The following is a 25,825-nucleotide window of genomic DNA, read 5'->3' as shown; positions in this document are numbered from 1 at the left end:
GCCAAGCGAACGGTGGCGACTTCACCAGCCACCATACCGATGCTGCTTGAACGTGAGCATTACTTAAAATGGCGGTACGTTGACCAAGCTCTTAGCATCAGCAGGCCGCAGTCCTCTCGGCTCCTCATAATCCAAAACCACCGGCGAGCTATCGTTACTGACTAGCAATCTAGTAGTCCATAAACATGCAATTTTACTCGTATTGTAATTTGCCAAAAATGCGTCCCCTATCAGCAACCATCGCGTTGTGACGATCGACCATATCTTATTTTCAATACGATAAGATTTTCCATCTTCGACGGAGACTAGATTTGCGGCTGTGGGCGGTGCGGTCCACTCAGCCCATGACACGGATAGTTCGTCCGCCCTCTCTGCCCAACCATCTGCGCCACTAATTTGACTAGACGGGCGAGGCACTCTAACTCCATTGAAGAAATTTGGAATAGACGACTCCGACCAAACTCTGACAAGACTCTCGGAAGCTGCCTTTGCTATACGCTCGCAGAACTCACTTCGCCACATCATTTCTTCGTGCAGAGCAGGATCGAATTTGACCTCCTCAGCGAACGCTTGCACCACCTCGTCGACTCTAGTCATCTGAACGAATCGGCTCTCAATGCCCTTCAGGTCTCCATTGAGCTCCTCGGGCCGGCTCTCCCCGTTTCCGAAGTCTCTGGTGTTCCCGCTGACGAAGTACACTTTCTCGGTCGGGTTGCTTCTGGCGTATCCGACTGCAGCAAGCCAGATCACCGCATCTCGTGCACCGATTTTAGGAGACTGCGGACTATCACCAGCTCTTTTGGCCGGAGGTATGAGATTAGCCTCCCGGTAGAGCGCCTGAGCGAGGATTTCAGCCTGGATCTCAATGACCTCTGTGAGCTTCTGATACTCAGCCCTCCAGTGATCGCGAACCTTGTCCACTCTCGGCGGCGCCAGACGCGATATACTCCATGGAGTCAACTTCGTTAATTGCTCTTGAGCCGCGCATGCTTTCTCATAACTGTCAGTGTATTTGAGAACCTGCTGAGCCGCTAATTCCTCCAGCACCATCCATGGTACCGAGATTCGTTGTACACCCGACTCTCTTATGGCCCTCAAGAGCTCTGCAGTGCTACTCTTCAGGCCAAGACCGCGCAGAATGCTTGTGTCCAGAATTATCATTCTATGTCCTAATCGAAATGCGGGAATTACTCAAACCGGCTGCGTCGATGAAGTCCAGCAGGTGCCGCCTCGGAACGGCGGCGAATCCAGGAGCCAATCGTCACTCGTCGACGCGAGCCGAAGACGTGCGGCCTGCTGCTGGTTTCGGTCATCGAACGAGCGAAAGGCGAGCCACTCACGGAACTGACGTTCCGGCGAGCCTGAATTACCCTCATGTCCGAATGAGATCAACAAGTTGACCTGCATTGTGACTAGAGAATGGCTGCAAACCCCAGGATCGTTAACCGTCACAGGAACTGAGAGTACTCATCACCCGACCGGACAGTGAAGCTAATTTCGACCCGACGCACTCCTCTGCGAAATGGAAATCGCACCCCAGGCCGATGGCTACGACACCTCGGCTCCATAGAAAAGAGGCCCGGTCCTTTAGGACCAGGCCCTCCCGTGGGCCTAACGCTGCACAACCCGAACACTCTGACGGTCGAAGGGCCAGCCATTCCGATCAGGCCGGTAGGCGCTCGGCAGGTGAAAACCATGGCTTGAAGTGCTGATTTCACCGAACTGTCGGCGATCGGCGCTCCGCTGGTACATCGGAGACCACCGCGTACACCCCAACCGTCAGCTCGCCCGGTATGCGGCATTATGGGATGTCGGCACCGCGTGCGGGGTAGGGGCTACGCCGTGGGTGTTTCGGTGCGACTGATTGCGCGGGGGATTCCGACGGCGGCCAGTTTGTCGGGGTTGCGGATGCCGTAGCCGTTGATGATCTTGTCGTCGGCGATGTCGAAGACGAGGAGGGCTTCCAGTTTGTCGTCGACGTAGCACGCGAGTGCTGGTTGGCTGTTGCAGTTCATTGTCTCGATGCGTACCTGCGGTCGCCGCTGCGCGTATCGGAAGACCGCCATGAGAGTCGCGCCCACCCGCTCGGCGCCGACCATGACCAGTTCCGGCAGCGCGGTCACCTTGCCGCCGCTGTCGGTGGTCCAGGTAATATCGGGCGCGAGCAGCGACAACAAGCCGTCCATGTCCCCGGTGTTCGCGGCGGTGATGAATCGTTCGGTGACCGCGGCGGTTCGGGCGGTGTCGACGGGGCCGTACCGCTTGCGCCGGGCTTGCACGTGGTTGCGGGCGCGGCGGGCCGTCTGATGCACGGTATCGACGGATTTGCCTGTTGCGGATGCGATCTCGTCGTAGTCGAAGCCGAAGACCTCACGCAGCACGAAGACCGCCCGCTCGGTGGGGGTGAGCGTTTCCAGCACCACCAGCATTCCCATCGAGACCGATTCGGTGAGTACCACATCGCTCGAGGCGTCGCCGTCGGTGAGCAGCAGCGGCTCGGGTAGCCACGGACCGACGTAATCCTCGCGGCGACTGGCGCTGGCCCGCAACGTATTCAGCGCCTGCCGCGTGACGAGCTTGGCCAGATAAGACTTCGTGTCCCGGACCGTGGCCAGGTCCACCCGCCGCCACCGTAGATAGCTGTCCTGGAGCACGTCGTCGGCTTCGGTTGCCGAGCCCAGGATTTCGTAGGCGATGGTGAACAGCAGTGGCCGCAGGTGGACGAAACACTCGGTGGGCTCATCGGTCGAGGTCATGGCTGCGGGACCCCCTGCGGCCCGGCTGCGCTCAAATCCTTGCGCCTGCCCAAGCCCATGAAGTTCGGGATCGCGCCGGGCTTGCGGGCCTCCTTGCGAATGGTCCCGATCGGACCCGCGAGACCCACCCGCTCCTTGATCCACCCGGCCGCCCGCCCGCCGATGTACATCGGCACGGGTGCGTCGTCGCGCCGGCTGAACTGCATCGCACCCGCGCGGCGCCCCAAACCGACGGTGCATGCGGTGAAGGCCACGTCCAGCACGGCGGGTTCGTCCCCAGCGATGCAGGCCAGCACATTGGCGGCGGCCTGGGCGCCCAACGGTTGGGCGGCATAGCAGCTCATCCGCAACGGACGGCCCGAGGGCGCGACCGCGTCCCCGGCCGCGACGATGCGATCGTCGTCGATACTGGTCAGCGTCTCGTCGGTCAGCAACCGGCCGAGCTCGTCGGTGCGGAGCCCGCTGCGTGCAGCCAGCTCGGGCACCCCGAATCCGGCGGTCCAGATCGTGATCGCACCGGGCAGCACATCGCCGTCGGCCAAGACGACCCCGTCGCGCCGCACCTCGCGCACCCGCGCTCGCTCGCGCACCTCTACTCCATTCTCGGACAACCACTTCGACACCGACCACCGGGCCGGATTCGAGAAGTTCGCCGCCAACTTACCGCCACCCACCAGTGTCACGGTACGGCCCTGCTCCACGAGTTCGGCGGCGGTCTCGATGCCGGTGAGCCCGCCGCCGACGACGACAATCGGCGCCTGAGCGGGCACGTCCGCCAAGGCCGCGCGCAGCCGCTGGGCGTGTTCGAATTCAGCGATCGGATAGGCGAATTCGGTGGCACCGGGCACCGACGCGGGCACCGCGGCGGTGCTGCCGACCGCGTAGACCACATAGTCGTACCCGAGCGTGCGCCCCGAACCCAGTTCCACCCTGCGAGCAGCGATATCGATGCGGACAGCACGATCCACGACCAACCGCACCCCCGCGCCGAGCAGCGTGTCGTAGCCGATAGCGGCCTCGTGGGTACCGGCCACGAACTGGTGCAACCGCATCCGCTCGACGAACTGCGGGCGCGGATTGACCAGCGTGATCTCGATATCGCGACGCAGACGCAGCCGATTGGCCGCTACCGCACCGGCGTAGCCGCCGCCGATCACGACCACCTTGGTAATGGCGTTGAAATCAGTCATGCCCTCAAGACACGCCACACCCCCCGGATCTGACACGAAGTGACACACATCATGTTCGTGGCCCGCACCGCCAGGGTTGCAGACCGGGACAAGGCGCAGTGCACGCAAATTGGCAATACCGGATGTCTTGAGCCGCACCGCCGGGCACAGTTCGGCGTCGCCATGTTTGCCCTCTCCGCTGGTCGAGTTTGCCGATTCGGGCGTGGCGGAAACTCCACATCCGAGAGCTGCGGCACGATGGTGCGATGCACATAGACCTTTCCGGACGACGCGCATTGGTATCAGGATCCAGTCAGGGTATCGGGTTGGCTATTGCGACAGAACTGGCCCGTGCGGGGGCATCGGTGGTGGTCAACGGACGGGACCGCGACAAGACCGAGCGAGCCCGCGCGAGCATCACGAGCGAAGTGCGGGGCGCCGAGGTTACTGCCGTGGCAACCGATCTCGCCTCGGCAGACGGTGCGGCGACGCTGCGCGAGCAGGTCAACGATCTCGACATTCTCGTCAACAACCTCGGCATCTTCGGCGCCAAGCCGGTGCTCGAGATCGAGGACGACGAATGGCGGCGCTACTTCGAGGTCAACGTCCTGTCCGCGGTGCGGCTGATCCGAATGTACTTGCCAGGAATGATGGACCGCGGGTTCGGGCGAGTGATGAACATCGCCAGCGACTCAGCGGTCGTGACTCCAATCGAGATGGTTCATTACGGCACTACGAAGACTGCCTTGTTGGCGGTCACCCGTGGTTACGCGAAAGCGGCGGCGGGCACCGGCGTCACCGTCAACTCGGTGATGGCAGGGCCGACACACACGCCTGGCGTCGAGGATTTCGTCCACGAGTTGGTGGGCGAGGAATTGCCGTGGGATCAGGCCGAACACCAATTCATGATGGACCATCGTCCACACTCGCTGATCCAACGTCTGATCGAGCCGACCGAGATCGCGGCCATGATCGTTTACCTGAGCTCGGAATTCGCGTCGGCCACGACAGGCGGCGCCCTTCGAGTCGACGGCGGCTACATAGATTCCATCCTCCCTTAGCTAAGCAGAGTGGCATCCTGAAATCGGCATTACCGCTCACTCGTTGCAGGTATAGCCAGTGCGCCAGGACGAGCATGTACGGCCTGACCGCCCCCGACGACGCAGTTGCACCAGCACCCCTCTGCACCGGTTGCGCCGACGCCGACACCATCGATAGCGAGCAGACAGCCACAAGCCCATCCGGAAGCTCTACACGACATGCCGCTCTGCCCCGGGCCGTGCCCGCTACAGAACCGAAATGGTTCGGATTACTACACAAACGCAAAGAATCCGCAGGCCGTTGACCTGCGGATTTGTCATTCAGTGGGCCTAACGCTCCACAACCCGAACACCCTGACCGCGGACGGGCCGGAGATTCGGATCAAGCCCGTGGGTACCCGCCGCGAGTCAGTGGGTGGTGATCGCTGACGGCCGCGTGCGATGGGGAACGGAGGGCAATCCTGCCTGGTTCCCACATGTCGAGTTGCTCCATTCAGAGGAGAGTCAGTCGATCGCCATATCCGCGCTCAATCCAGCCTCAACCGCCAGGTATTCGGCGGCGCGCTTCGCGCCCTCGAACGTTGCCTCAAGCCGCTTCAAGGGCTCGGAATTCGGCATCCGAACCTCCACCTCGTAGCCGGGCTCATGAGGGATCTTGCCCGGATAGTTGTACTTCGCATTGAGCTCGTCGCAGTACTCCGGACTCAAATAGGTGATCTCCGCGCGAGCCCTCCGCGGCTTCCCGCCCTTGGTGTAGGAGAGCGTGATCGGATTCGATTCCCAGTGCACATAGTCCGGCTCGGTCATTTCCTGCGCGACCGTCCATTCGGTCCACACCGGGCCGGTGCCACGGGTCGCCATGCCCCAGGCGAGGTGCACCGACTCGGCGACCGCGATCCACGGGTTCTCTTCGCCCCGGGCCAAGGCGCGGTCGTAGGTGGTACGCAATTCGCTGGCGAAGGTGCTCATGTGCGGAGAGGTCGATTTCTTCCTCATGTTCTCTTCTCAATCGGTTTTGGTGGATTTGATGCCGTCCCACCAGAGACTGTTGGACGCGGGTCCGGCGCACCAGAAGAAGGTGTTGGACACCCAGTCGAGGACGTCGGCGGGCAGTTGGGAGGGTTGTCTCCGGAGCGTGTCCTGCAATTCGGTGATAGTGGTGCCCGCGGGCATGGTGGCGATAGCGTGTGCCCCGTAGTCGCTTCCAGTCTGCGGCCAGTTCGGGTGGTTGGGGTCGGCGAGAAGGATGCCGATCCTCTGCACGACGACCTCCCAACCAGGCAGTCCGAAGTGGTCGTTATGTGGGCGGGACGTCGAAAGCGGAGTGTCGGCGAGGATGTACACCACGAGCGTGCTCGGCAGGTCGTCGTTAACGTCGTAGATGCAGGTGTGTTCGGTGAGTGCAAGCGCGAGGTTGATGTTGCGGCGGATCTGCTTGTCGAATTCGCGGAGGTGCCCGCGGCCCATCTGAGCGAGTGTTTTGTCGGTGCCGCCCCAGGGACGTTTCCGGTCGAGCAGATGCTCTTCGAACTGCAGCAGAGACTTGGCCCCGTACATGACGTCGAGAGCGTGGTGGTGCAGGTCGGTGGATTCGGCGAACATGACAAGGTCGTCGAGGCCGCGGCCAGCACAATGAATGTTCTCGGTTTCGCTGTCATTGCGCCATACCATTTGCACGAGCCCGGCCGCTGCGGCCGACAGCACCTGCTCGTCGTCATCCGGGTCGACGCCGATGCTCCGGCACGAGTCGTCGAAATTGTTTGCAGCCCAACGTAACAGCTCGCAGGTTGCAGGCATGTCTTCGCCCATCGGGCATATGCTGCTCATTGATTCTCTCCTGCCGCGGACTACCCCGCAGTTTGTATTGGACGTGGAGCGACTGGTGCCGCGGGTCTTGCGCGAGTTCAGCCCATGGCGTGGCCCGCTTTTTGGTGGCGGGCCTGCGGTCTCAAACACGACGTCGGCGCGAAACTCTAGGCGGGCTGCGGATTCCAAAGTCTCAAGCAGCACATGTCTGGCGTTGCGAAACGACCACATCGGCACGGGGCAGGCGGATCGGCTGCGGACGCACGGTGACGGCACCCTGCTACAGCCGACGCCGACGACTCACTACTGGTCGACGAAGGCAGTGAAGCGGCACAGGCCAAGGATCCCGAGTGCCCTGGGCATCTGAAGCTACACCGGCTACGCCACACGGCCGCGTTGCTGATGATTCGAACGTGATAAGCGACCCAGCGTCAGTTGGGGCACAAGGACGCCGCCACGACCTTCGACCCGTACAGTCTTGATCACCGATGATCTGGACGCGGTGGTGGATGAGAACCCTGGCTTCAGACGAGCGCCCCCGTTTCAAAACGGGGCAATTCCATGTTGCCGCTGACTGTTACAGGTCGTTGTCGACCTTGCCTTCCACAAGCCATGTCACCAACGTGATTAGAAATTCATAGTCACTTTCTTTCACGGATCCTCCGTGAAAGACATCATTCCTAATGGAGTTTAGCTTTTGTAGCCACTTCGTTCGATCTTTCCACGATCCACGAGCCCGCTCGTCACCGGGTCTCGTGTACCGTTTCTCAAACAAACTCGTCCACCTGGCGTGATCATGCGTGAGAATATTCTGGTAGTCAAGAAGGTACAGGCAGTCCCAGGGCTCCACCTCGTCCTCGGCATCCCGTTCTACATTCTTGTCGACAGCCATCTTCCCTGCATCGACCTGAACGGCTCTTGGCACCCCCCGCCTGAACCATTCGGCGCCGAATTCGTCCTCAAGGCGGCTTCGAATGTCGCCCTTAAGGAAATATTCAAGCTCTCTCACCATGTCGGCAGATTCTTTGTTGAACTGTTTCGTTTCGTTTTTGACATAATCAGTGAGCCCTGGGGGATTGAATTCTGGAACTTCACTGTTAATAGCGATTTGCAGTCGCCGCCAGTAGCGAGTACTGCCACCTGAACCGTACTGCTTCCGATACTCCAATCGTTCCTCAGGAGAGAGCCCTTGTAGGTGGTTGATCATCGGGTCGAGCAGAAACTTAATTTCGTCGAACACCTTCGATGGATCAATCGAGAACGGCGATGTCTCGCGTTCGCCAACTACATGGTCAACCGCGTCACTAAATATCCTCAACAAGGACTCGATTCCATTATTTATGAATACAAATCCGCCTTCGGCACTTCCGAGCTCCCACTGGTTTCTGAGCCCATTCTTGACATACTCAAGGCAAATTTCAATAAATTCAACCAGCCGTTCAACGGTATGTTCATTCGTGCCGAGATAGAAGGTCCCAGCCCGCACCACATCCGATCTGCCGAAGACGCCGAGATAACTGGCGCGTTCGATACCTCGCTTGATTGCATCGATAGTAATGCATCGAACTGGTGACCGAACACTCTCACCAACCAGAACCCGCCCATACAACGGAGATGATTTCGTTTCGCCAAGCTGTTGAGCTACCTGAAGTACTAGTGAACGAACCTTGTCTCGAAGATTTGGTGAATCGGATAGAAGATCGGCATTCAAAGTATTGCGAAGATTCTTCGGCACAGCCTGCTGATGCTCGTTGATCTGCATAAATATCCGCACCTGCTCTGCGCGGTCGAGGTCGACAAAAGCAACTACTGGAACGAGATCCTGCCTGGCCCGCTTCGAGTTGGCGTATCCGTACAACCTGTGTTGCCCGTCAATAACATAGGCCGCACGATATGTTTGAGGCAGATATAAAGTCCCGGTACGACTCGCCGCCCCGGGTATCTGGCCGCTTTGTATATCAAATCGGACACCACCCCGCCTGCCGGAATCGATATTAAGGATCAAGCAATTGGGAAAGAACCCTCCATCCTCAACAGATTTAGAAATAGCCGTAAGACGCGGACGACGGATGAGTCTCTGATACGTTGGCATCAGGCCTTGATTCGCCTTGGTCCGATGTAAAATATAGGCGATTTTCAGCAGCCGTTCAGGCTCGATTACAAAAGAGTAATAGGTATGACCGCCCATGCGAGCCTCTATCGCAGAGACGCGCTGCTCGAGTTCGGGAATTTTCTGGTTCGCAAACAGACTACCGAGTAATTGGTACTTGGCCGCCTTTCCGAGATGTCCAGTCAACTCTCGATAGTAATCCAGAACATCCTCATCCATATACGAAATCTGAGAGTTTTCTAGAGTAGTCAGCGTCTGGGCCGTCACGTCACAATTGCTGGCAGCCAGGATGAACCTGATCTTGCGACCTGGAAATTCCGCCCTCACGCGGGCGATTATCTTATCGCGGCGATCTTGCAAGAACTCAATGTCGGCTCGAAAGTTCTGTGTTTTATTCTCGTCGAAATAGCGACAGAGGATAATGAGTGCAACCTCGTCATCTGCCGCAAATATTTCGATAGTGCGTTGGCTGTTTTCCACCAGCCAAGGGGTGGCCCCTAGATCATTGCTCATATAGGTGAAGCCGAGCTTCGCGAATGTTGCCCAGGTGCGGTCAAGAAGGCGTTCATGCACGCTCTTTGGTTTTCTCATCTTGACCGTGGTTTTCAATGCTTTTTCTTTTAGCCACCCATCACTTTCGAGATCCGCAACTGCGGAAATTTGCGCGGACTTGGTGTGATACGGCGAGAATCTACGGCGCACCTCGGCGGGTATGTTCTTGGTAGGCAGTAGGTATTTCTGTATATCGTCTCGACTGCCAGAAGTTCCTCTTGTCATGCCAGCCCCACGTTGGTGAATAGATACTCCGACGCATATCCTCTCGCCGACGATGCTCCGCCAACGGCATTCTTCCGTTGCGTAACTACTAGCCGGTCGCCTTTTTCAAATAGCTCGGCTATCGAATCATGCGCAGCATTGGATAGTATGTAATAAGAATTCTCCTTCTTAATCTTGTCGATCAGGTTACTGAGTCGAAGCTGATCGTCCCATGAAAATAGCTTCTGGTTGTACTTGACGAATCCATTGTTATTGTGGGCGACGGTATATGGAGGGTCCAGGAATACCAGATCACCCGGCTCGATATTTTCAATGCAGCATTCGAAATCCTGAGCCTTGAGCTGCACATTCTGAAGACGGTCAGAAATAGTTTTCAAGATATCCAATGTTGGCATATTAATGCTCTCACGCCGACCGTAGGGCACATTGTACTTCCCGGAGAGATTCACTCTGTAGATGCCATTGAACGACGTATGGTTCAAGTAGATAAATCTCGCGGCCCGCTCAAGAGAAGTACCCGGCACTTCATCCCGGGTTTGATAGTAGTGTTCGGCCGTGTTTACGTGGCTAGCCAGTATTTTGGATACTCTTTCATAATCGTCTCGGATGCACTCGTATACCTCGATCAATTCCGAATTGACATCCGAAAGAAAAGCTCTGCCCGAATATGAAGTCCCTAAGAACACCGCGGCACCGCCAAGAAACGGCTCGTGATAATTGTTCACGACGACGTCTCCCAGAATTGACTTAATAGTCGGCAGCAGCCAGCGCTTTCCCCCAGCCCAACGCAGGATTGGTTCACTGTACGCAGACTGTTGCACGCTGCCCCCTCATGTCTAGCCAGCTCGTATCTTGCTGACGCCATCTCGCTAGCTGTGGCCATGGCCATAGCGTGCACAAAGGCTAGCAAGAAAACTGAAGTCAGGAAGAGGCTGCGGACTGATTGGCGCTTCTCGTCCGTCAAGTGGTACGTCGACGGCTTTCGTGCACTAGGAGGAAACCGGACTACCTGCAATCTGGCGGCAGTAAAGAAGGCGGATTAATACCAAATAGTCGGTTCTATTGTGTTGAACTCCATTCGATCAGTCTCCGCACAGCCTCCCACCAGGAAGCACACCGCCGAGTTTTCGATATGAATACGAGCGAACTGGTACCTATCAAGCATAAACGCGTCGAACCACAGCATTCATCGTCAGATGGCCGGGGTGGTGGTCGACGTCCGGCATCGCGCTAATGAGCCACACAGTGCGGCCGAGGAGGCGGTTCTCGCATTGTGATCATCGTCTGGCAGCGGTGTGCCCGCTCTGGTTGACTGGCTCCGTGGTTCCGACGAGCACCATCACCCGCATCCGTACTCTCGACGGCCTGCACCTGGCAGCCACCCTCGTCACTCCCGGTCAACCCACGACGCACGCCGTCGTGCTGGTGCATGGTGGTGGCGTCACCCGTGAGGAGGGCGGTTTCTTCGCCCGTCTGGCGGCCGGCCTTGCCGACGCTGGTATCGCGTCGCTGCGGTTTGACCTTCGCGGCCACGGTGATAGCGAGGGCCGCCAAGAGGAACTGACCCTCTCCGCCATCCTCAACGACATCCGCGTCAGCCTCGCCGCTGTGCAGGATGCCACAGGTTCCAGTGACCTGGCGCTGCTCGGTGCCAGCTTCGGGGGCGGCATTTGTGGCTACTACGCTGCCAAACGCCCAGATGATCTGTCTCGGTTGGTGTTGCTGAATCCTCAATTGGACTATAAGAAGCGCACCATCGACACTCGCGACTACTGGACGAACGATGTCATCAGCGACGAGAAGGCCGAAGAACTCAACGAAACCGGAGCGATTCAGTTCACGCCGACACTCCGGCATGGTCGGCCGCTGCTCAACGAGGTGTTCTGGCTGAAGCCGAACGAAGTCCTCGGCGAGATCAAAGCATCGACTCTGATCGTCCACGGCAACGCAGACACCTTGGTCCCAATCGACGGTTCCCGTGCTGCCGTAGCTAAATTCACGGCACCCGTTGAGCTGGTCGAAATCGAGGGATCACAGCACGGATTCGCCGTGCACGATGATCCGCAGTACCTCAACCCCAAGAGCCAAGAGTTCCAGGCCGAAGTGATCCGCACCGTAGCGGGCTGGCTCACGGCCTAGCGCGACGGCATCAAGGCTTGACGGAGCTGCCGCACACTTGGCCGGTGAATCCAAGGGTCAAGTGTGCGGACTACGTCCACAACGACATTCATCGTGCGCTCCGAACGGGTCTCGCGCGCCACCGCGACCGATTTGGTTGCCACCGCGGCGGCCTCGTCTGGTTCGCCGCTGAGTGCGAGCGCTTTTGCCTGTCGAGCACTGAAGAAACCAGCATCGCGCCGGGACAGTCCCCCACCAGCGAGCACCTGACCGAACAGTTCAGTGGCCCGCTGCGGCTTGCCCGCCTCGGTGTAGCAGCAGGCTGAGCGAACCAGAAGCGTGCTCTCGTTGAAGTAGCTCACCAACCCTTGGTCGTCGGCACCGTTGGCCTCGGTGAGGAGGTGCTGAGCCTGACCAAGGCTTTGCTCCACGGCAGTGGCTGGTCCGCCAATCATGGCGAGCCCCAATGCTTCCTGCTGCACAACTTCCGCCTGTACCCGAATCGGAAGCTGCCACGGCCCCTCTTTAGCGGCTTGCGCCAATCCGAGCAGCGTCCCCGCGTCGCGCGAGTCATAGGCCATCTGGGATTTCTTGAGCAGGACGTATCCCTGCATGGGCAGGCTGCCCGCAGCCTGCGCCCACTCCATCGCGCGGTCGTACAGGAAGGTCGCCGTTACCGGGTCATGGAGATCGCGGTACAGCCAGCCTGCGAATTCCGCGCCATCCGATCCAACCGCCAGCAGTTGCCGACGCACGTCCGACTGAACATCCTTGCTGTGCCGACGGATTGCGCCGAGCACGGCGAGCGTAAGTGGCAACGCTTCAGCCGGACCGAGGGAACCGTCATCGGCTTTGCAACGCGCAAGCTGAGCACGGAAGAACTCCAGGACCGAGCCGTCGAAGTACCGGCGAGCGTCCTCCAGCGCCAAGCTCACCCGCTCCAGATCGTCACTGTGACTGATCGGTGGGGTGCCAGTGCCATCGCCAGCCAACCAGCGTGCAAGCGCCAGCGCGTTATTACCTGTCGTGCTTGTAGGTTCGATGGATACGGCTGCCGCGCCCACCTCGTCGGGCAGCTTGAACCACAGCAACTCGGGCGGAATGCGGAGAATCTGCGCCCACCGCGTCAGTTTGGACAGTTGCTCTGGCGCTGAACCCTTTTCGATTCGACTGATCTGCACCTGTGTCATACCGAGCCAACTGCCCATCAGTTCCTGCGGCTGCTGTTGTCCGTGATACGGGTGGTTGCGGTAAGCGAAGAAGACCCGGCCCATGTGCCAGGTGGCGAGCGCATCGCGCATTTGGTCGGTCTGCCAGAAGTCCGGCGGAAGCGTAGGCGGGCGGTGCCGCTGCCCCCGTGCCATGACTTCGCAAGCGCCACAAACAGATTCGGCGTTGTAGCGGCTCAAGCGGTTGCCGCAGCGCGCGCAATAGCGCTGGTAGTGCGGCGTTTCGGTCATGTGAACCGCTCCGGATTGTCCACGCGGGTTGCCTTATCCCCCGTTTGCCCTGGTCAGAGAACGCTACCACTGGTTTCCGTGATCGGTATGCGTTCCATGTATATCGCGTATTCGCCGTGGTAGTGGTGGGTTTTTGGCCGAAATCCGACGCTAGGGGACCAGACACATTCAGGCCCTCAAACGAAAGGAGTAGGCCGTGGCCCTGTCCCTTGTTGTACCCATCTTCGGTCCACCGGCCGCAGGCAAAACCACTCTCACACTGCGCCTCGGATCGGCACCAGGGCGGCGGATCTTCCGACTGCGCGAGCACGTGCCGACAGACGTACTGGCTGCCACCGCGACCAGTAGCGAACGGCTGGGCTGGATCGACGAGTTCACCGTTGGGGAAGCGCTGCGCTCGTACTTCGATGCCGCTCACGCCGATCCGGACGTGCATACCGTGCTGCTGGACAACTTCCCAGGTTCTGCGAGCCAGGTCGACCAACTGCTCACCACCCTTTGGGCGTTGACGCCACCCGGTCATATCGAGGCGATCGAAGTCGTAACCGACGCCAAGACGCTCAAGCAGCGGGCGAAGAACCGAAAGGTGTGCCACCAGTGCGAGCGTGATCCCATCCGCGATCCCCGACTTCCAGCCATACCCAGCCGGGATGACCCCTGGCAGTGCGCCCACTGCGGTGGCTTGTTGCATCCACGGCGCGGCGACTCGCCCCGGCTATTCAAGGCCAGGTTGCAGCGCTACCACCAGACGGCCGCCGGTATCCGAGCGGGCTTCACCGACTCCGGTATTGCCGTCACTCAGCTCGACACCACCAACACCATCGACGGGGCGGCGAATCTGCTTGCCCCGCTCCTTATTTCACGGAGTTCCACAGGATGAATACTGTTCCATTGCCCATGCCCAGCCTCAAACCGAGTAGTGATGAGTACGGCCACGCCCGCATGCCGCGCGGTGCCACCGTTCCTCAGCCGGACCGGATCGACCGCGTGGCCTACGGCCGCTTCCGCAACGTGTACCTCTACATCACCGAGGCGTGCCAACTTCGCTGCGAGCACTGCTACATGGGCGAACGGCTAGACCGGGCGTTGAAGATGCCGCTGCCCAAGATCGTGGACACGCTCACCACGTGGCGGCGGCTGGGCGGGAGCAAATTGACCATCCTCGGTGGGGAGCCGACGCTCCACCCCCGCTACTGCGAGGTGATCCGACTGAGCAAACAGCTCGGCTACGAGCACGTCATCACCACGACGAACGCTCAGAAACCGGCACTTCGGCGCTTCCGGCAGCTCGGGCCGGAGGACTTCGCCTACGTACAGGTGAGTCTCGACGGTGGCAGCCGCGAGACCCACGATGCCGTGCGTGGTGCGGGCACGTTCGATGAAGCCATGGAAACCACGCGGGAGCTGGCCGAACGCGGCTTCGACACTCGCATCATCTGCACGGTCAACAAGGCCAACGAACGAGATGTGTTCCAACTCCTCGACATTGCGGATGTCCTGGGTGTGAGCCTGGTGAAGTTTCACGTCTTCTCGACCATCGGCACCGGGCACGGCAATGCGGAGATGGCCATGACACCGCCGGAATGGGTGAGTTTCTGCGACGAGCTCAATGATGTTGCGCCCCAGTACAAGACAAGGGTGTGGTATCAGCCAACGTATGCCCGGCGCGATCAGATGGAGCGCTACGCCGCCGAGGGCTATCAGGGGTGCATCGGCCGAACACTGGACCGGATTTCGATCTTCCCGGACGGCCGCTGCTACGTCTGCTCCTACCTGTTCGACACCGAGCTGCACTTCGCCCAGATGGTCGACGGGCAAGTGCAGCTCAACCACAGTGCCAACGAGTTCGAGCTGTTCACCAGTGTCCTCGCCGAAAGCTCATGCGGCGGATGCAAAGCCGGTGCCTGCATGGGCGGGTGTCCGGCCGAAGAGGTGGTGATGGGCCAGTCCTCGTGCACGGCCTACGAGGACATTGTGCCCGTCTGCCGCCTGTGGAAGTCCAGCGCCAAGCCCGAGGAGTGAACCCAATGGACGATATGGATCGGATCGCCGAAAATCTGCGCTGGATCAACTGGGGCGACATCAACGATGTCGAGCTGAACTGTCGTGAGGCATTGAATGAACTTGCGGCCAAGCCGCGAATTGTGCGTGCACGGCTGGAGGAGCTACCCAACCGGCCCGAGCTGCTCGACCTGTGCGAGCACTACGACATCCTGGACAAAATCGTGCTGGCCCGCGAGGACGATCCGGGAGTACGGGTACGGCTGCATGTATTCCTGCCGGGCTACTTCGACCGCCCGCACAATCACCGCTGGTCCTACGCCAGCAAGATTCTGCGCGGGCACTACCGGCACTACTTGTTCGGCAACGCCGAGCTGGACGAACAGGTGGAGCCGAACAAGCTGCCAGTGCTGCACGTTCGAGAGGAGCCGGTGGGCACCAATTACGCGCTGCACCACTCGATGGTGCATGCAGTCGTCGCGGAGCCGTTCGCGGTGTCGCTCGTGATACGCGGGCCAGCCGTCAAGGGTCGGTTCTTGGTCATGGATCGGCAGACGAACGAGGCGTGGTGGCAGTACGGGGCCAAGAATGAGTCCGAAGCGGAGGCCAAGAAGAAACAGATGAGCCGCACGCGATTCGCGGAAGTAACTGGCTGGATGGATGAGTGGGGGTTGTTCTAGCTGGCGGCGAACTGTTGGCGACTGGCGATGAATGCCCGCAGTTCGGCCAAGGTCGGCAGCGGGGCACCTTGGTGTCGTGCACACCGGAGTGCCCCACTGGCCGATCCGAACAACATAGTTTGCCCCATGGACCAGCTAGCCCAGAGGCCATATAACAGGCCACCCGAGAAGGCAGCACCCGCGCAGTGCGTATGTCGAACCTCCACCGGAAACGCTGGCACCGAGACCAGTTCCGACCGACTGAGCCCGACGGCACCATGGGCACCAGCGGTCACGATCACCCAGGCTGCACGAGTCTGGTCCAAGATGGATCGGGCCAGAGCTGGCGCATCGGCGTGGGCAGTGTCATCGACGTTCGTTTGCACCAGCAGGCCGGAGTACCCGCGTACAGCAGCTGCCACCTCAGGCGAAAGCACGGAGCCACCGAGATTTAGCAACAAGGGCACCTCGGCGGCACAGGCGACCTCGATCACGCGCAGTGCAGCTGATTCGATCAGCTCGTAGCAATCCAGGTAAACGAATGCCGCATCCGCCAGCGGCGACAGTTCGGCGCGCTCCAAACTGGCGACAACGCCCGGCAAATGAGCGAACCAGGTGCGGGTGTGCTGGTCGTCGCCACTCACGACGATTCGTGGTGTGACGACATCCGGCCTGATCGCGAAGGCACGCTGGACCTCGTGTTGTTCCAGCCAGCGGGCAATGCCTCGGCCGTGCTCATCGTCGCCAATGTCGTTGGCAATCAGCAGGGTCGGTGCTCCCAGAGATGCGAGCACCGCCGCTGTCATTGGCCCGTCAGCCGCTACCGACCATTCGATGGTGCGGATTTCCGCTCCGTGGTTGGCGAGGGGGAATACGGGCACGGTCCATAATTCCGCGTGCGCCAGGTAGCTGACGCATATCACCGGGCCAGACGGAGGCACAGTGATCTACCAGCCGTAGACCGAGAACGAGTCGCGAGCCGCGATGCGCTCCATCGCTGTGCGGCAGTAGGGGATCATGTGATCGGGCAGTGCATCTGCCGCGAACCATTCGAGCGCACTGCACTTTTCAGGTTCCAGGTTGGTTGGCTCCCCCTGCCATGTGTCCACGGTGAAGAAGAACGCTATGCGCCCGCCTGAGGACGAGTTGTGCATAATGTGGCTGAAGTGCACATCCTCCGGCGCGATGGTCACGCCGATTTCTTCCCTGGCTTCGCGGATCAGGGCGTCGACCACCGATTCGTCGGCTTCGAGATGACCGCTCGGCAGGTGCCAGGCGCCATCCTCGAAGCCGGTGTTCTGGCGCTGGCCGAACAGCACTTCAGTCCCTCGTCGCAGCAGCAGGTGAACGTCACCAGTCACCTTGTGCCGCTGCGGCTTTGCTTCTTGGGCGAGTGTGGTCGTTGTGTCAGTCATCGTTGGTTGTCTCCTCTTGTAGTGGTTGAACTGGTTGGTTGATGCATTGAGCCCCTGAGCGCACCGAGCCTAGATCTCCCGTCATCGGTGCGATATACACCGAACGTATACCGACCAACGGGTCACGATATGGATCGGTCCCGGATGCGGATTCACCCTCGTTACCAGGCAATTCAGCTGTAAACGGAACGGGAGTGGTGGACATGCGTAGGCCGCGACACATCCGGATCGAATCCGGTGCGCTGAGATTGGACTATCAGGGGTCGGCCGAACAGGCCCAGAATGTCGCCGATGAGCTGGCCCACGGATCGCCGGAGGTCGTTGTCACGGTCAATGACAACGTGACCGAAGACCTTCCAACATTGCCGTGCTCGCGGTTGTGGGAGTGAAATTCGCTGTGACCGAACGGATTCCCCATCCTCACGATAGCGGACGTCACGTCACGAGCATTTGTACCGAAACCACGCACCTGCGATCGAGGCCACGCTGTTGACTTCATCGCTGGTGGTGATCCTCTGGCCAAGTTCGCTGTTCTTCACAGCAGTAGCGTGTTTCCGAATTGGCAAGCGCTGGAAGTCAATCCATACGCCGGACGGGCGTGGTGGTGAGTTCATCAGCTGTCACCGTGACGACGAGCATGACGAAAATGATACGCAGCCGATGAAGATAAACACAGTCCAAGAGTCGTGGGTCAGTGAGAATGATACGGAGATACTGCCACGACTGCAGGACATTGTGCCGCCGCTGCGGCAGACGCCAATACGGCGACCGCCGTGGCTTCACGGCCGTTCTTGAGCCTTCATGACGTCGATCGCGAGTTTCACTGCGGCAGCCGTACAGGCACGATCCAGTCCGGCTCGACCACGGTCCCCGAGCGTGCGTGAATCGCGGCAACTCGGCGACGCCAGAAAAACTGCGTTTCGAGTTTAGTAACATGGCTCGGAATGAAGCTCTGATACCAGCGGTGTCGGACGAATACATTTGTATACTGGAAAACGGCGACACCCTGGACATTGGCAATTATCCCACCCATTGGACCAGGTGGAGAGATCACTTCAAACGTTCTGGATAACCGCTGCGCTCCGGTGGCAGAACAGATTTTTGTGCGGTGATCTTGATGCGTCTATTCCAGGGGGTGTTCCATGGTGGTATTCCGTGGTGGTTTCGGTGCGGTGCTCAAATCGCCCCACCCCGAACCCGCGAACCTACTGGTCAGATGGCACATATCCGGCTGGGTCTTACCCAGGATTGTCTATATATCACTCATATATAGACATCCGCCGTCGCGCCGTACACGGGGGTGTCGCGGTGTCGCGGCCGCCCGGACTAGTGCTCGATCGTTCCTGCGGAGCCCCTCCTCATCTCCGCTTTCTGCCTTTGTTCATGTTTGTCTTGCCCCGCCTTGGTCGGCGGTGTCGCGGTGTGCGAACGGACGCGCGGCCTGTGATCCCGCGGGCGAATCGTGCTCGCGCCGAGCCAGCGCCGCGCCGGGCCGGTTCCGCAGGGACTCGCGAATCCCCGCTGCGTGGGCCGACATCGCATGCGCAGGCGAGCCCTGCCGCGGCCCCTCACGAAATGAACTCGAAAACTTTTCGGATCGGCGTTGTCCCGAAACGGCGTTTTCGGCGGAAGTAGTAAGTAGACCTTTCGCCTCTCGCTGTCAGGAGCGCCCCCGTGACCGAGATCCCCCACCGCGCCCAGGACGATTACTCGAACCCCAGCGAACCCGCCACACCACAGAGCGCCCCGCTACCGTGACCCCCTTGCGCCGCCCCCGCCGCCGACATGGCGAGATCACCGTGGAACGGATCGAAACCACACCCATGACACCCGAGCAATACCGGCGTGCCGTCGCCGCGCTCGCCGTGCTTGTCAACGAATGGAAATACGGCCCCGACAATCCGGAACAATCCAGCGAGAAAGCCGCATAACCCACTCTTCGCGTCTGTTCCTATACCGGGATATATGGGAAAATAAACCAAAGGGATTCACGGAATAAGGGGAAATTCTCGCCATGGCACGACCGAGAAAGAAAAGCCACAAAACCGCGCGGATTCAGACTGACCGCCTCGATAGTCTCGACACGGTCAGAGTCGGGATCTATGTACGCCGATCCACCGACGACGAACACCAACCGTATTCGATCGAGGCCCAGGATGCCCGCCTGGGCTCGTATGTGGACTCCCAACCCGGATGGCACATCGTCATGCGGTTCGCCGACGACGCCTCCGGAGCGTCCACCGAGCGTGAGGACCTGCAACGCGCCATGCGCGCCGCCGAAGCAGGGTTGATCGATGTCCTGCTCGTCTACCGAGTCGACCGCTTCTCCCGCAACCTACGCGACATGGTCACCCTGCTCGACGACCTCGACCGACACGGGGTCGTGTTCCGCTCGGCCACCGAACCCTTCGACACCTCCACTCCCATGGGCCGCATGCTGGTCCAAATGCTCGGCATGTTCGCCCAATTCGAACGCGACACCATCATCGACCGGGTCATCGCGGGCATGGAACGCAAAGCCGCCAAAGGACTCTGGAAAGGCGGACGCCGCCCCTTCGGTTACCTGCCCGACGCCACCGGCCACAGCCTCACACCTCACCCCAACGAATCCCCGATCGTCGGCTTGATCTACCGCCTCTACACCCGAGACCGGTTGGGCTCCAAAGCAATCGCGCGTCTCCTCAACGAACGCGGGCACCGCACCACCACCAGCGGAACCTGGTCGGGCCACCAAGTCCTACGCACCCTGTCCAACCCCGTCTACATCGGCGAACTGTCCTTCCGCGACATCACCACGCACAACTGCCACCCGCCACTCATCGACACCGACCTCTTCGCCGAAGCCGGGCGGATACTCACCGAACGCGGCGACGACCGCGCCCACCGCCGCGCCAACGCCTCCGACTACACCCTTACCGGACGCATGCGCTGCCCCAAATGCCACACAGCCATGATCGGCACCCGCGCCCACGGCAAAACCAAGGTCTACCGCTACTACACCTGCCACACCCGCAACCGCTACGACAGCACCCGGTGCGACGGCTACCGCCTCAACGCCGACTACGTCGAAACCGCCGTCCTCGACGCCCTCGCACGCTTCTACCGCGACCATCACACCCTCATCGCCGACGCCGTCACCGAGGCCCAACGCCAACACCATGCCGGACACGACGCCCACCACGCCGAACTCGCCGCCATCCACACCAAGATCGCTGACATCGACACGAAGATCGATCGCTACCTCACCGCGTTCGAGAACGGCACCATGGACGAACAACTCATCGGCGACCGCCTGGCCCAACTCCGCGCGAACAGCCGCCAACTCACCCACCGCCGCGACGAGCTGACCGCCACCCTCGACAGTGCCCCCACAGGCCCCGACCCCGCCACCCTCACCGACATCGCCGACCACATCACCGAACTGATCACCACCGGCACCGACCACGCCCGCAAAACCCTGATCGAAACCCTCATCGCCGAAATCAAGATCACCGGCCCCGACACCATCGTCCCCGTCTTCCGCATCCCCCAACCACCCGCCGACCCCCACACCCCACATACGAACAAGGCCCCGACCGGAGGAAAACCGCCGGTCAGGGCCTCAGAAACGGGTGTTCGCGCAATGGCAAACTCGGTGGGGCTAAGGGGACTCGAACCCCTGCCCCCACTCAGGAGTTCGAGTTGTCTCGTGATTCCCGCTAGGTCCCACTACCTCGAACAACAGAACGATCCCGTCATCCCAAGTGCGCGAACGTTCTCTGGATTTCCAACGTTCCCCAGGAGAATCGCTGTTCAACGCCGGTCCCATCCTTATGGTGTCCCGCCGGGGGCACGAACCTACGACACCTGATCACGCACGTGGGCGCGAAACGGGGGACCCAACGCACCAGATCCGACCACCTGGCGCGCGTCGGCCAGGCGGGCTGCCCGCTGCCATGACCAGCATCGGATCGCAGCACTTACCGCACATCAGTCCCGACCTGCCGGATCACGATCTGTTGTCCCTTGACCAGGATTTCCCGGTTCGTATGCCGGACATCCGGGACCCCAAATGTCGCAGTGTGCGAACCGCCGCTTCCGGGGGCGGTTCGCATGCTACGACCGGGGATTCTTCGCGACTGCGTCGACGCTAGTCGGGCGTGGTAATGGCTCGGTCGAGCGCGTCGCACGACACACCCTCAGCGCTGTTGTCGAAGAACACATGGCGTGCTCCTCTCCAGCGGCATTCTGCGGTCTGTGTTCTCGTCCAGAACTCGTCCCAATGATCGAGTTTCCACGCGTCGCGCTCGTACCCGCGATGGCTGATGCGGGTTCGCACCCGGTTGCCGTCGGCGGTGACGTGTACGACGATCTTCTCGGCGTCCGGGGGCCAGTCGTGGTCGATGGCAGCCCGTTCCAGATAGTCCGCGCACGGGAAGTACCTCACGAACGGGGCGTCGAGCACGACGGAGATGCCGAGCCGGAGGTTGTCGCCCGCGATGCGCAGGAGCGTCGCATACTCCAGGTCCATAACGACGCGCTGGTAGTACTCGTTGTTGTCGCGCTCGTTTTTATCGGTCCCCGCCGCTTCGAGCAGGGCTTCGGTGAATGCCGTTGCCACACTGTCCTTGTCGATGTAGGCGGCGCCGATTCGTTGCGCGATGAGAGCGCTCGTCGTCGACTTGCCCGAGCCGGCAGGCCCGATCACAAAGAAGAGTTTCGTGGTCATGAGGGGATTGTCGCCCGTCCGGGAGCCGTCATCGCGGTCACGCCATTGCCTCACTCGCGTGCCTTCGGTCCTTCACGAAGAACGCGTACGCCGCGGCCCCGACCAGTAGCAGCACGCCGCCGACGAGGAAGACGAAGGTGTAGCTTCCGTCGGTGGCGGTGAGGATCGCGCCCGTCACTACGGGGGCGACGGCCGCGCCGAGGAATCCGCCGAAGTTCTGGATGGCGCCGAGCGAGGCGACCTGGTTCGGCTTGGCGATGTCGGCCGCGAGGGTCCACAGGCACCCGATCGGAACCTGCGACGCGAAGTATCCGATCGATAGCAGTGTTATCGCCAGCGGAGTGCTATCGACGTACGCAACGGGCAGCACGGCTGCCGCAGCGAGCACCGCACCGCCGACGATCGGGACCTTGCGGGCGAGCACGGCGTTCATGCCCGATTTCACGAACCTGCTGGACAGATAGCCTCCGAAGAGCACGCCGACAATGCCACACAGGAACGGCAGGGCGGCGAGCCAGCTGCTGTCCTTCAGGCTGAACCCGCGCGCGGTCTGCAGATAGCTGGGTAGCCAGGTGAGGTACACCCACACCGTGTAGAAGATGCCGAACGCGCCGAGGATCATGAACCAGGTGTTGCGGTGCTTGAACAGTTCGCCCCAACCGACCTGCTCGACCTTCGGCTCGTCGGCCTCGTCTTCGCGCGCCGTCCCATTGATGAGTATTTGCTCCCGGATATTCGGGTCGCGATACACCCGCAGCCAGATCAGCACCACGACGATGCCGAGCGCGCCGATGAAGAGGAACATGCCGCGCCAGGTCATCGTGATCAGCAGGAAGGTAAGCAGCGGCGGTGCGATGGCGTTGGCGATCTGCGAACCGGTGTTCACGACCGACACCGGCAGCGCGCGCTCGGTTTGGTTGTACCAGCGTTCGGTGACCTTCAGACTCGAGGTGAAGAACGGCGACTCGGCCACACCTAGCGCCACTCGAGCGGCATAGAGGAAGCCGAAGGAGTTGGCGGTGGCCGAGATCATCGAGACCAGGGACCAGAGACCGGCAGCCCAGGCGTACATCTTTTTGGGGCCGAACCTGTCGACCAGATATCCGGCAGGCAGGTTCGCGATCGCGTATGGCCAGGAGAACGCGGACAGGAGCAGACCCATTTGGATGGCGCTCAGGTCGAACTCCGCGGCGATCGTGGTATTGGCGACGCTGAGATTGCTGCGATCGAGGTAGTTGACGACCCCGCCGATGACGAGCAGGGCTACGAGGAACCATCGGATCCGGACAGTCCTCGGTGGCTCGTCTGCGACGACCCTGCGAACGGCTTCTTGTCGGGTCATTGCTGCACTCCTTTGTGAGCTGGCACGCTGGCGGGTGCCGTGCGACCGTGGTCGCGGTTACTTCTTTTTTGCGTTATCGATTGCCGCGAGGAACGCCGCCGCCGCCGCGGTCACGCGGTGGTAGTCACCGTCTTCGCGGGCGGCTTTGGTGACGAAACTGCCCACGCCGACCGCGGTGACGCCCGCGTCGAACCAGTCTGCGACGTTGCCGAGGGTCACGCCGCCGGCGGGGAGGATCGGAGCCTGCGGCAATGGGGCCTTGATGGTCCGTACGTACGACGGTCCCGCGATCTCGGTCGGGAACAGTTTGACGATGTCGGCGCCGGCCGTCATCGTGTCGACGATCTCGGTGGGCGTGAATGCGCCGCTGACAGAGACGGCGCCGTAGCGGTTGGCTGCGGCGATCATGTCGCGGTTGAGGTTGGGGCTCACCAGGATGCGTGCGCCGGCCTGGATGCAAGCGAATGCGGCGGCAGAGTCCAGCACGGTGCCTGCCCCGATCGCCACACCCTGCTCTTCGTACTCGTCGGAGAGAGTTCGGATCACGTCGAGCGCGCCCGGCACAGAGAGGGTGATCTCGAGTGCCCGCATTCCGCCGGCGATGGCGGCGCGTGATACGGCGAGCGCTTCCGCCGCGCTGTCCAGTCGCACGATAAGCAGCGCCCCAGTGTGGACGATGCTGTCGAGGACTTCGAACTTGGTTAACATGATCGCCCACACTATCACGCACATTCACAGGTCGTGTGATTTTCTGTGACATATTGTGCGGGGTGGATACACTGGCCCGGTGAGCACCCCTCTCATCCCTGAGCAACGCCAGCAGGAGTTGATGCGCCTCTTGCGCAGTGCGGGCGTGCTCAGCATCCGAACCTTGACCGAACTGATGGACGTCTCGCACATGACCGTGCGACGGGATATCGCGAGCCTCGAAGATGCGGGGCAGGTCATCTCGGTGCAGGGCGGAGTGCGGCTCGCGGAATGGAGCCAGATCTCGCCGCCGCGGGAGCGCGAATCACGCGCCCACTTGGAACTCCCTCGCAAGCGGGCGATCGCGGAAGAAGCCGCGACGCTGATCGAAGACGGGATGGCCATCTTCCTCGACGCGGGAACGACCTGCGAATCGGTCGTCCCATTCCTCGCCGCACGTAGCGACCTCACCGTGGTCACCAATGACTTCTTCACGGTGAAGGCGCTTTTCGAGCATCCGTCGATCGAGACCATTCACACCGGGGGATCCGTCGACATCTCCAGCGGGTCCAGCAGCGGACCCCTTGCGGCGGCGACCGTGCACTCGGTCAACCTCGACCTCACGTTCCTGAGCACGGGAACCTGGGATATCGAGCATGGGGTGACCACCCCGCAGACCGACAAGGTGACACTGAAGCAGACGGCGATGGCCAACGCCACCGACACCGTGCTGTTGGCGGACAGCACGAAGTTCGGCACCTTCGAGCGATTCAAGGTAGCGCCGCTGCATCGGCTCAGCCGGATCATCACTGATGCCGAACTTCCCGCCTCCGTCGCCCGGAGCATCGACGATGCCGGGACGCTGGTGGATCGCGTGCCGCTGCGTGGCTGATACACGCCGAGTCGTCTGGCTGATCGGAACGTGGACCGGGCCGCCGCGATCGAGATGTGCGGCGGCCGCCGGCGCGTGGCTACTCGTCGAAGGTGGACGAATAGTGGAACTCGAGCGCCTCGGCGAAGGCGGCCTCGTCCCGCGCGGCGAGTGCCTCGATAATGCGCAGATGCTCGTCCACGAGCGAGGCGTCGTCCGGATACCAGCGCTCGAGCCGGTTGATCGAGAGCGAGGACTCCACCATCAGGGTGGAATAGGCACGCTTGATGCGCGAATTGCCGGCGGCGTCCACGAGCGTGGTGTGGAAAGCAAGGTCCTGTTCGATGACCTCACCCCACTGCCTGGCCTGTTCGGCGGTGCCCATCCGGTCCACGATCACCCGCAATCGCAGCACGGTCTGGCGCAGCAGCCCTTCGTCACCGGCCAGCAGCTTGACCCCGCAACGGGCTTCGAGCGCGTGGCGCACCTCGTAGATCTCGACCACGTCCTCCGGGGTGATGTCGGCGACGAACACCCCCCGGTTGGGTATGCGCACCAGCAACCGCTCCTGCACGAGCAGCTGCAGCGCCTCGCGCACCGGCCCGCGCGAAACATTCAGCTGCGCAGCGATCTTCGATTCGGACAGGGGCTGCGCCGGGCGCAGCGAGCCGCTACGAATGATGCCGCGGATCTGATCGGCGATGGTGGTCGAGATCGACGGATAGTCGATCGCGCTCAGGTTCAGATCTGTCACAACACCCCTCGCAGTCCGCATCCACACGGCCCTCGTTGACAACCAGGGACGATACACCGCGTATCGCCGTCTCCTAGAGTTAACCGCAAACTGTTGACAGTTTACAAGAGCAGATTTAGCGTGATCGCACTCACCTCAAACCCCTCCCCGAA

At 60.9% G+C, this 25,825-nt stretch carries 23 protein-coding genes; 9 read left to right on the top strand and 14 right to left on the bottom strand.

All coding sequences use genetic code 11. The annotated features are described in order from the left end of the window. Positions 1–63: 63 nt before the first annotated feature. The 3 genes from OG874_RS43955 to OG874_RS43945 all read right to left on the bottom strand — a co-directional run bounded on the left by OG874_RS43955 (position 64) and on the right by OG874_RS43945 (position 3,946). Positions 64–1,161, bottom strand: a complete 1,098-nt coding sequence (locus OG874_RS43955) for a PIN domain-containing protein (RefSeq protein WP_330252924.1) — start codon at positions 1,159–1,161, stop codon at positions 64–66. Positions 1,162–1,835: 674 nt separating this feature from the next. Continuing rightward, complete coding sequence (sigJ, locus tag OG874_RS43950; protein ID WP_330252923.1) at positions 1,836–2,756, bottom strand: RNA polymerase sigma factor SigJ; 921 nt, start codon at positions 2,754–2,756, stop codon at positions 1,836–1,838. Beyond that, the gene (locus tag OG874_RS43945) at positions 2,753–3,946 is read right to left on the bottom strand and encodes an NAD(P)/FAD-dependent oxidoreductase (RefSeq protein WP_330252922.1); all 1,194 of its coding nucleotides are present in this window, start codon (positions 3,944–3,946) and stop codon (positions 2,753–2,755) included. The genes sigJ and OG874_RS43945 overlap by 4 nt, the downstream gene beginning before the upstream one ends. Positions 3,947–4,191: 245 nt before the next feature. Between OG874_RS43945 and OG874_RS43940 the strand changes: the two genes are divergently transcribed. Then, a complete protein-coding gene (locus OG874_RS43940) occupies positions 4,192–4,986 on the top strand; it encodes an SDR family NAD(P)-dependent oxidoreductase (RefSeq protein WP_330252921.1) in 795 nt (264 codons plus the stop codon). A 483-nt stretch (positions 4,987–5,469) separates the two neighbouring features. Here OG874_RS43940 and OG874_RS43935 read toward each other — a convergent pair whose 3' ends face one another. The 4 genes from OG874_RS43935 to OG874_RS43920 form a co-directional block, all read right to left on the bottom strand. After that, on the bottom strand, positions 5,470–5,961 hold the full coding sequence (locus OG874_RS43935) for a hypothetical protein (protein WP_330252920.1): 492 nt from the start codon (positions 5,959–5,961) through the stop codon (positions 5,470–5,472). A gap of 9 nt (positions 5,962–5,970) precedes the next feature. Next, positions 5,971–6,774: a hypothetical protein gene (locus OG874_RS43930; protein ID WP_330252919.1), complete on the bottom strand. Its 804-nt coding sequence runs from the start codon at positions 6,772–6,774 to the stop codon at positions 5,971–5,973. A gap of 574 nt (positions 6,775–7,348) precedes the next feature. After that, positions 7,349–9,658, bottom strand: a complete 2,310-nt coding sequence (locus OG874_RS43925) for a DGQHR domain-containing protein (RefSeq protein WP_330252918.1) — start codon at positions 9,656–9,658, stop codon at positions 7,349–7,351. Beyond that, complete coding sequence (locus OG874_RS43920) at positions 9,655–10,479, bottom strand: DNA adenine methylase (protein ID WP_330252917.1); 825 nt, start codon at positions 10,477–10,479, stop codon at positions 9,655–9,657. Before OG874_RS43920 ends, OG874_RS43925 begins: the two co-directional genes overlap by 4 nt. 499 nt (positions 10,480–10,978) lie before the next feature. Here OG874_RS43920 and OG874_RS43915 point away from each other — a divergent pair, with 499 nt between their 5' ends. Next, positions 10,979–11,797, top strand: coding sequence for an alpha/beta hydrolase (locus OG874_RS43915; protein ID WP_330252916.1), 819 nt, complete (start codon positions 10,979–10,981; stop codon positions 11,795–11,797). Here OG874_RS43915 and OG874_RS43910 read toward each other — a convergent pair. Next, complete coding sequence (locus tag OG874_RS43910; protein WP_330252915.1) at positions 11,794–13,236, bottom strand: XRE family transcriptional regulator; 1,443 nt, start codon at positions 13,234–13,236, stop codon at positions 11,794–11,796. The genes OG874_RS43915 and OG874_RS43910 overlap by 4 nt on opposite strands. Before the next feature lie 196 nt (positions 13,237–13,432). On the opposite strand from OG874_RS43910, the gene OG874_RS43905 reads away from it, so the two are divergent. Genes OG874_RS43905 through OG874_RS43895 form a run of 3 tightly spaced genes read left to right on the top strand, consistent with a single transcriptional unit; the run spans position 13,433 to position 15,917 of the window. Then, on the top strand, positions 13,433–14,116 hold the full coding sequence (locus OG874_RS43905; protein ID WP_330252914.1) for a hypothetical protein: 684 nt from the start codon (positions 13,433–13,435) through the stop codon (positions 14,114–14,116). Further along, positions 14,113–15,258: a radical SAM protein gene (locus tag OG874_RS43900; RefSeq protein WP_330252913.1), complete on the top strand. Its 1,146-nt coding sequence runs from the start codon at positions 14,113–14,115 to the stop codon at positions 15,256–15,258. The genes OG874_RS43905 and OG874_RS43900 overlap by 4 nt, the downstream gene beginning before the upstream one ends. A gap of 5 nt (positions 15,259–15,263) precedes the next feature. Then, positions 15,264–15,917 (top strand): hypothetical protein, encoded by a 654-nt coding sequence (locus OG874_RS43895; protein WP_330252912.1) that lies wholly within the window; start codon positions 15,264–15,266, stop codon positions 15,915–15,917. Here the strand turns inward: OG874_RS43895 and OG874_RS43890 are convergent. Together OG874_RS43890 and OG874_RS43885 are read right to left on the bottom strand one after the other, a co-directional pair. Beyond that, on the bottom strand, positions 15,914–16,702 hold the full coding sequence (locus OG874_RS43890; RefSeq protein WP_330252911.1) for a carbohydrate kinase family protein: 789 nt from the start codon (positions 16,700–16,702) through the stop codon (positions 15,914–15,916). The genes OG874_RS43895 and OG874_RS43890 overlap by 4 nt on opposite strands. Positions 16,703–16,843: 141 nt before the next feature. Continuing rightward, on the bottom strand, positions 16,844–17,311 hold the full coding sequence (locus tag OG874_RS43885; protein WP_330252910.1) for an NUDIX hydrolase: 468 nt from the start codon (positions 17,309–17,311) through the stop codon (positions 16,844–16,846). A gap of 203 nt (positions 17,312–17,514) precedes the next feature. Here OG874_RS43885 and OG874_RS43880 point away from each other — a divergent pair, with 203 nt between their 5' ends. From OG874_RS43880 to OG874_RS43870, 3 genes are all read left to right on the top strand, one after another. After that, positions 17,515–17,700: a hypothetical protein gene (locus OG874_RS43880; protein WP_330252909.1), complete on the top strand. Its 186-nt coding sequence runs from the start codon at positions 17,515–17,517 to the stop codon at positions 17,698–17,700. A gap of 1,374 nt (positions 17,701–19,074) precedes the next feature. Continuing rightward, positions 19,075–19,242 (top strand): hypothetical protein, encoded by a 168-nt coding sequence (locus OG874_RS43875; protein ID WP_330252908.1) that lies wholly within the window; start codon positions 19,075–19,077, stop codon positions 19,240–19,242. Between the two features lie 83 nt (positions 19,243–19,325). Continuing rightward, on the top strand, positions 19,326–21,161 hold the full coding sequence (locus OG874_RS43870) for a recombinase family protein (protein WP_330252907.1): 1,836 nt from the start codon (positions 19,326–19,328) through the stop codon (positions 21,159–21,161). A 279-nt stretch (positions 21,162–21,440) separates the two neighbouring features. On the opposite strand, the gene OG874_RS43865 is transcribed toward OG874_RS43870, so the two are convergent. The 3 genes from OG874_RS43865 to OG874_RS43855 are packed head-to-tail and all read right to left on the bottom strand — an operon-like array spanning position 21,441 to position 24,069. Then, positions 21,441–22,019, bottom strand: coding sequence for an AAA family ATPase (locus OG874_RS43865; protein ID WP_330252906.1), 579 nt, complete (start codon positions 22,017–22,019; stop codon positions 21,441–21,443). A 37-nt stretch (positions 22,020–22,056) separates the two neighbouring features. Further along, positions 22,057–23,361, bottom strand: a complete 1,305-nt coding sequence (locus OG874_RS43860; RefSeq protein ID WP_330252905.1) for an MFS transporter — start codon at positions 23,359–23,361, stop codon at positions 22,057–22,059. Positions 23,362–23,418: 57 nt separating this feature from the next. Next, positions 23,419–24,069 (bottom strand): hypothetical protein, encoded by a 651-nt coding sequence (locus OG874_RS43855; RefSeq protein ID WP_330252904.1) that lies wholly within the window; start codon positions 24,067–24,069, stop codon positions 23,419–23,421. Positions 24,070–24,148: 79 nt separating this feature from the next. Here OG874_RS43855 and OG874_RS43850 point away from each other — a divergent pair, with 79 nt between their 5' ends. Continuing rightward, positions 24,149–24,940 (top strand): DeoR/GlpR family DNA-binding transcription regulator, encoded by a 792-nt coding sequence (locus OG874_RS43850; protein WP_330252903.1) that lies wholly within the window; start codon positions 24,149–24,151, stop codon positions 24,938–24,940. 79 nt (positions 24,941–25,019) lie between these two features. Here OG874_RS43850 and OG874_RS43845 read toward each other — a convergent pair whose 3' ends face one another. Continuing rightward, complete coding sequence (locus tag OG874_RS43845; RefSeq protein ID WP_330252902.1) at positions 25,020–25,673, bottom strand: GntR family transcriptional regulator; 654 nt, start codon at positions 25,671–25,673, stop codon at positions 25,020–25,022. Positions 25,674–25,825: the final 152 nt, after the last annotated feature.

This window comes from Nocardia sp. NBC_00565, from assembly GCF_036345915.1.
GTDB lineage: Bacteria > Actinomycetota > Actinomycetes > Mycobacteriales > Mycobacteriaceae > Nocardia.
Note: the sequence above shows the minus strand (reverse complement) of the source record. Positions and strands in the feature narration are given on the sequence as shown.

What these genes read in the sequence shown, in the direction of transcription:
- OG874_RS43895 (WP_330252912.1), top strand. Translation starts at nt 15,264, where the DNA reads ATGGACGATATGGATCGGATCGCCGAAAATCTGCGCTGGATCAACTGG.
- sigJ (WP_330252923.1), bottom strand. Translation starts at nt 2,756, where the DNA reads ATGACCTCGACCGATGAGCCCACCGAGTGTTTCGTCCACCTGCGGCCA.
- OG874_RS43925 (WP_330252918.1), bottom strand. Translation starts at nt 9,658, where the DNA reads ATGACAAGAGGAACTTCTGGCAGTCGAGACGATATACAGAAATACCTA.
- OG874_RS43900 (WP_330252913.1), top strand. Translation starts at nt 14,113, where the DNA reads ATGAATACTGTTCCATTGCCCATGCCCAGCCTCAAACCGAGTAGTGAT.
- OG874_RS43855 (WP_330252904.1), bottom strand. Translation starts at nt 24,069, where the DNA reads ATGTTAACCAAGTTCGAAGTCCTCGACAGCATCGTCCACACTGGGGCG.
- OG874_RS43945 (WP_330252922.1), bottom strand. Translation starts at nt 3,946, where the DNA reads ATGACTGATTTCAACGCCATTACCAAGGTGGTCGTGATCGGCGGCGGC.
- OG874_RS43860 (WP_330252905.1), bottom strand. Translation starts at nt 23,361, where the DNA reads ATGACCCGACAAGAAGCCGTTCGCAGGGTCGTCGCAGACGAGCCACCG.
- OG874_RS43880 (WP_330252909.1), top strand. Translation starts at nt 17,515, where the DNA reads ATGCGTAGGCCGCGACACATCCGGATCGAATCCGGTGCGCTGAGATTG.
- OG874_RS43870 (WP_330252907.1), top strand. Translation starts at nt 19,326, where the DNA reads ATGGCACGACCGAGAAAGAAAAGCCACAAAACCGCGCGGATTCAGACT.
- OG874_RS43865 (WP_330252906.1), bottom strand. Translation starts at nt 22,019, where the DNA reads ATGACCACGAAACTCTTCTTTGTGATCGGGCCTGCCGGCTCGGGCAAG.
- OG874_RS43940 (WP_330252921.1), top strand. Translation starts at nt 4,192, where the DNA reads ATGCACATAGACCTTTCCGGACGACGCGCATTGGTATCAGGATCCAGT.
- OG874_RS43885 (WP_330252910.1), bottom strand. Translation starts at nt 17,311, where the DNA reads ATGACTGACACAACGACCACACTCGCCCAAGAAGCAAAGCCGCAGCGG.
- OG874_RS43890 (WP_330252911.1), bottom strand. Translation starts at nt 16,702, where the DNA reads ATGACAGCGGCGGTGCTCGCATCTCTGGGAGCACCGACCCTGCTGATT.
- OG874_RS43910 (WP_330252915.1), bottom strand. Translation starts at nt 13,236, where the DNA reads ATGACCGAAACGCCGCACTACCAGCGCTATTGCGCGCGCTGCGGCAAC.
- OG874_RS43935 (WP_330252920.1), bottom strand. Translation starts at nt 5,961, where the DNA reads ATGAGGAAGAAATCGACCTCTCCGCACATGAGCACCTTCGCCAGCGAA.
- OG874_RS43955 (WP_330252924.1), bottom strand. Translation starts at nt 1,161, where the DNA reads ATGATAATTCTGGACACAAGCATTCTGCGCGGTCTTGGCCTGAAGAGT.
- OG874_RS43930 (WP_330252919.1), bottom strand. Translation starts at nt 6,774, where the DNA reads ATGGGCGAAGACATGCCTGCAACCTGCGAGCTGTTACGTTGGGCTGCA.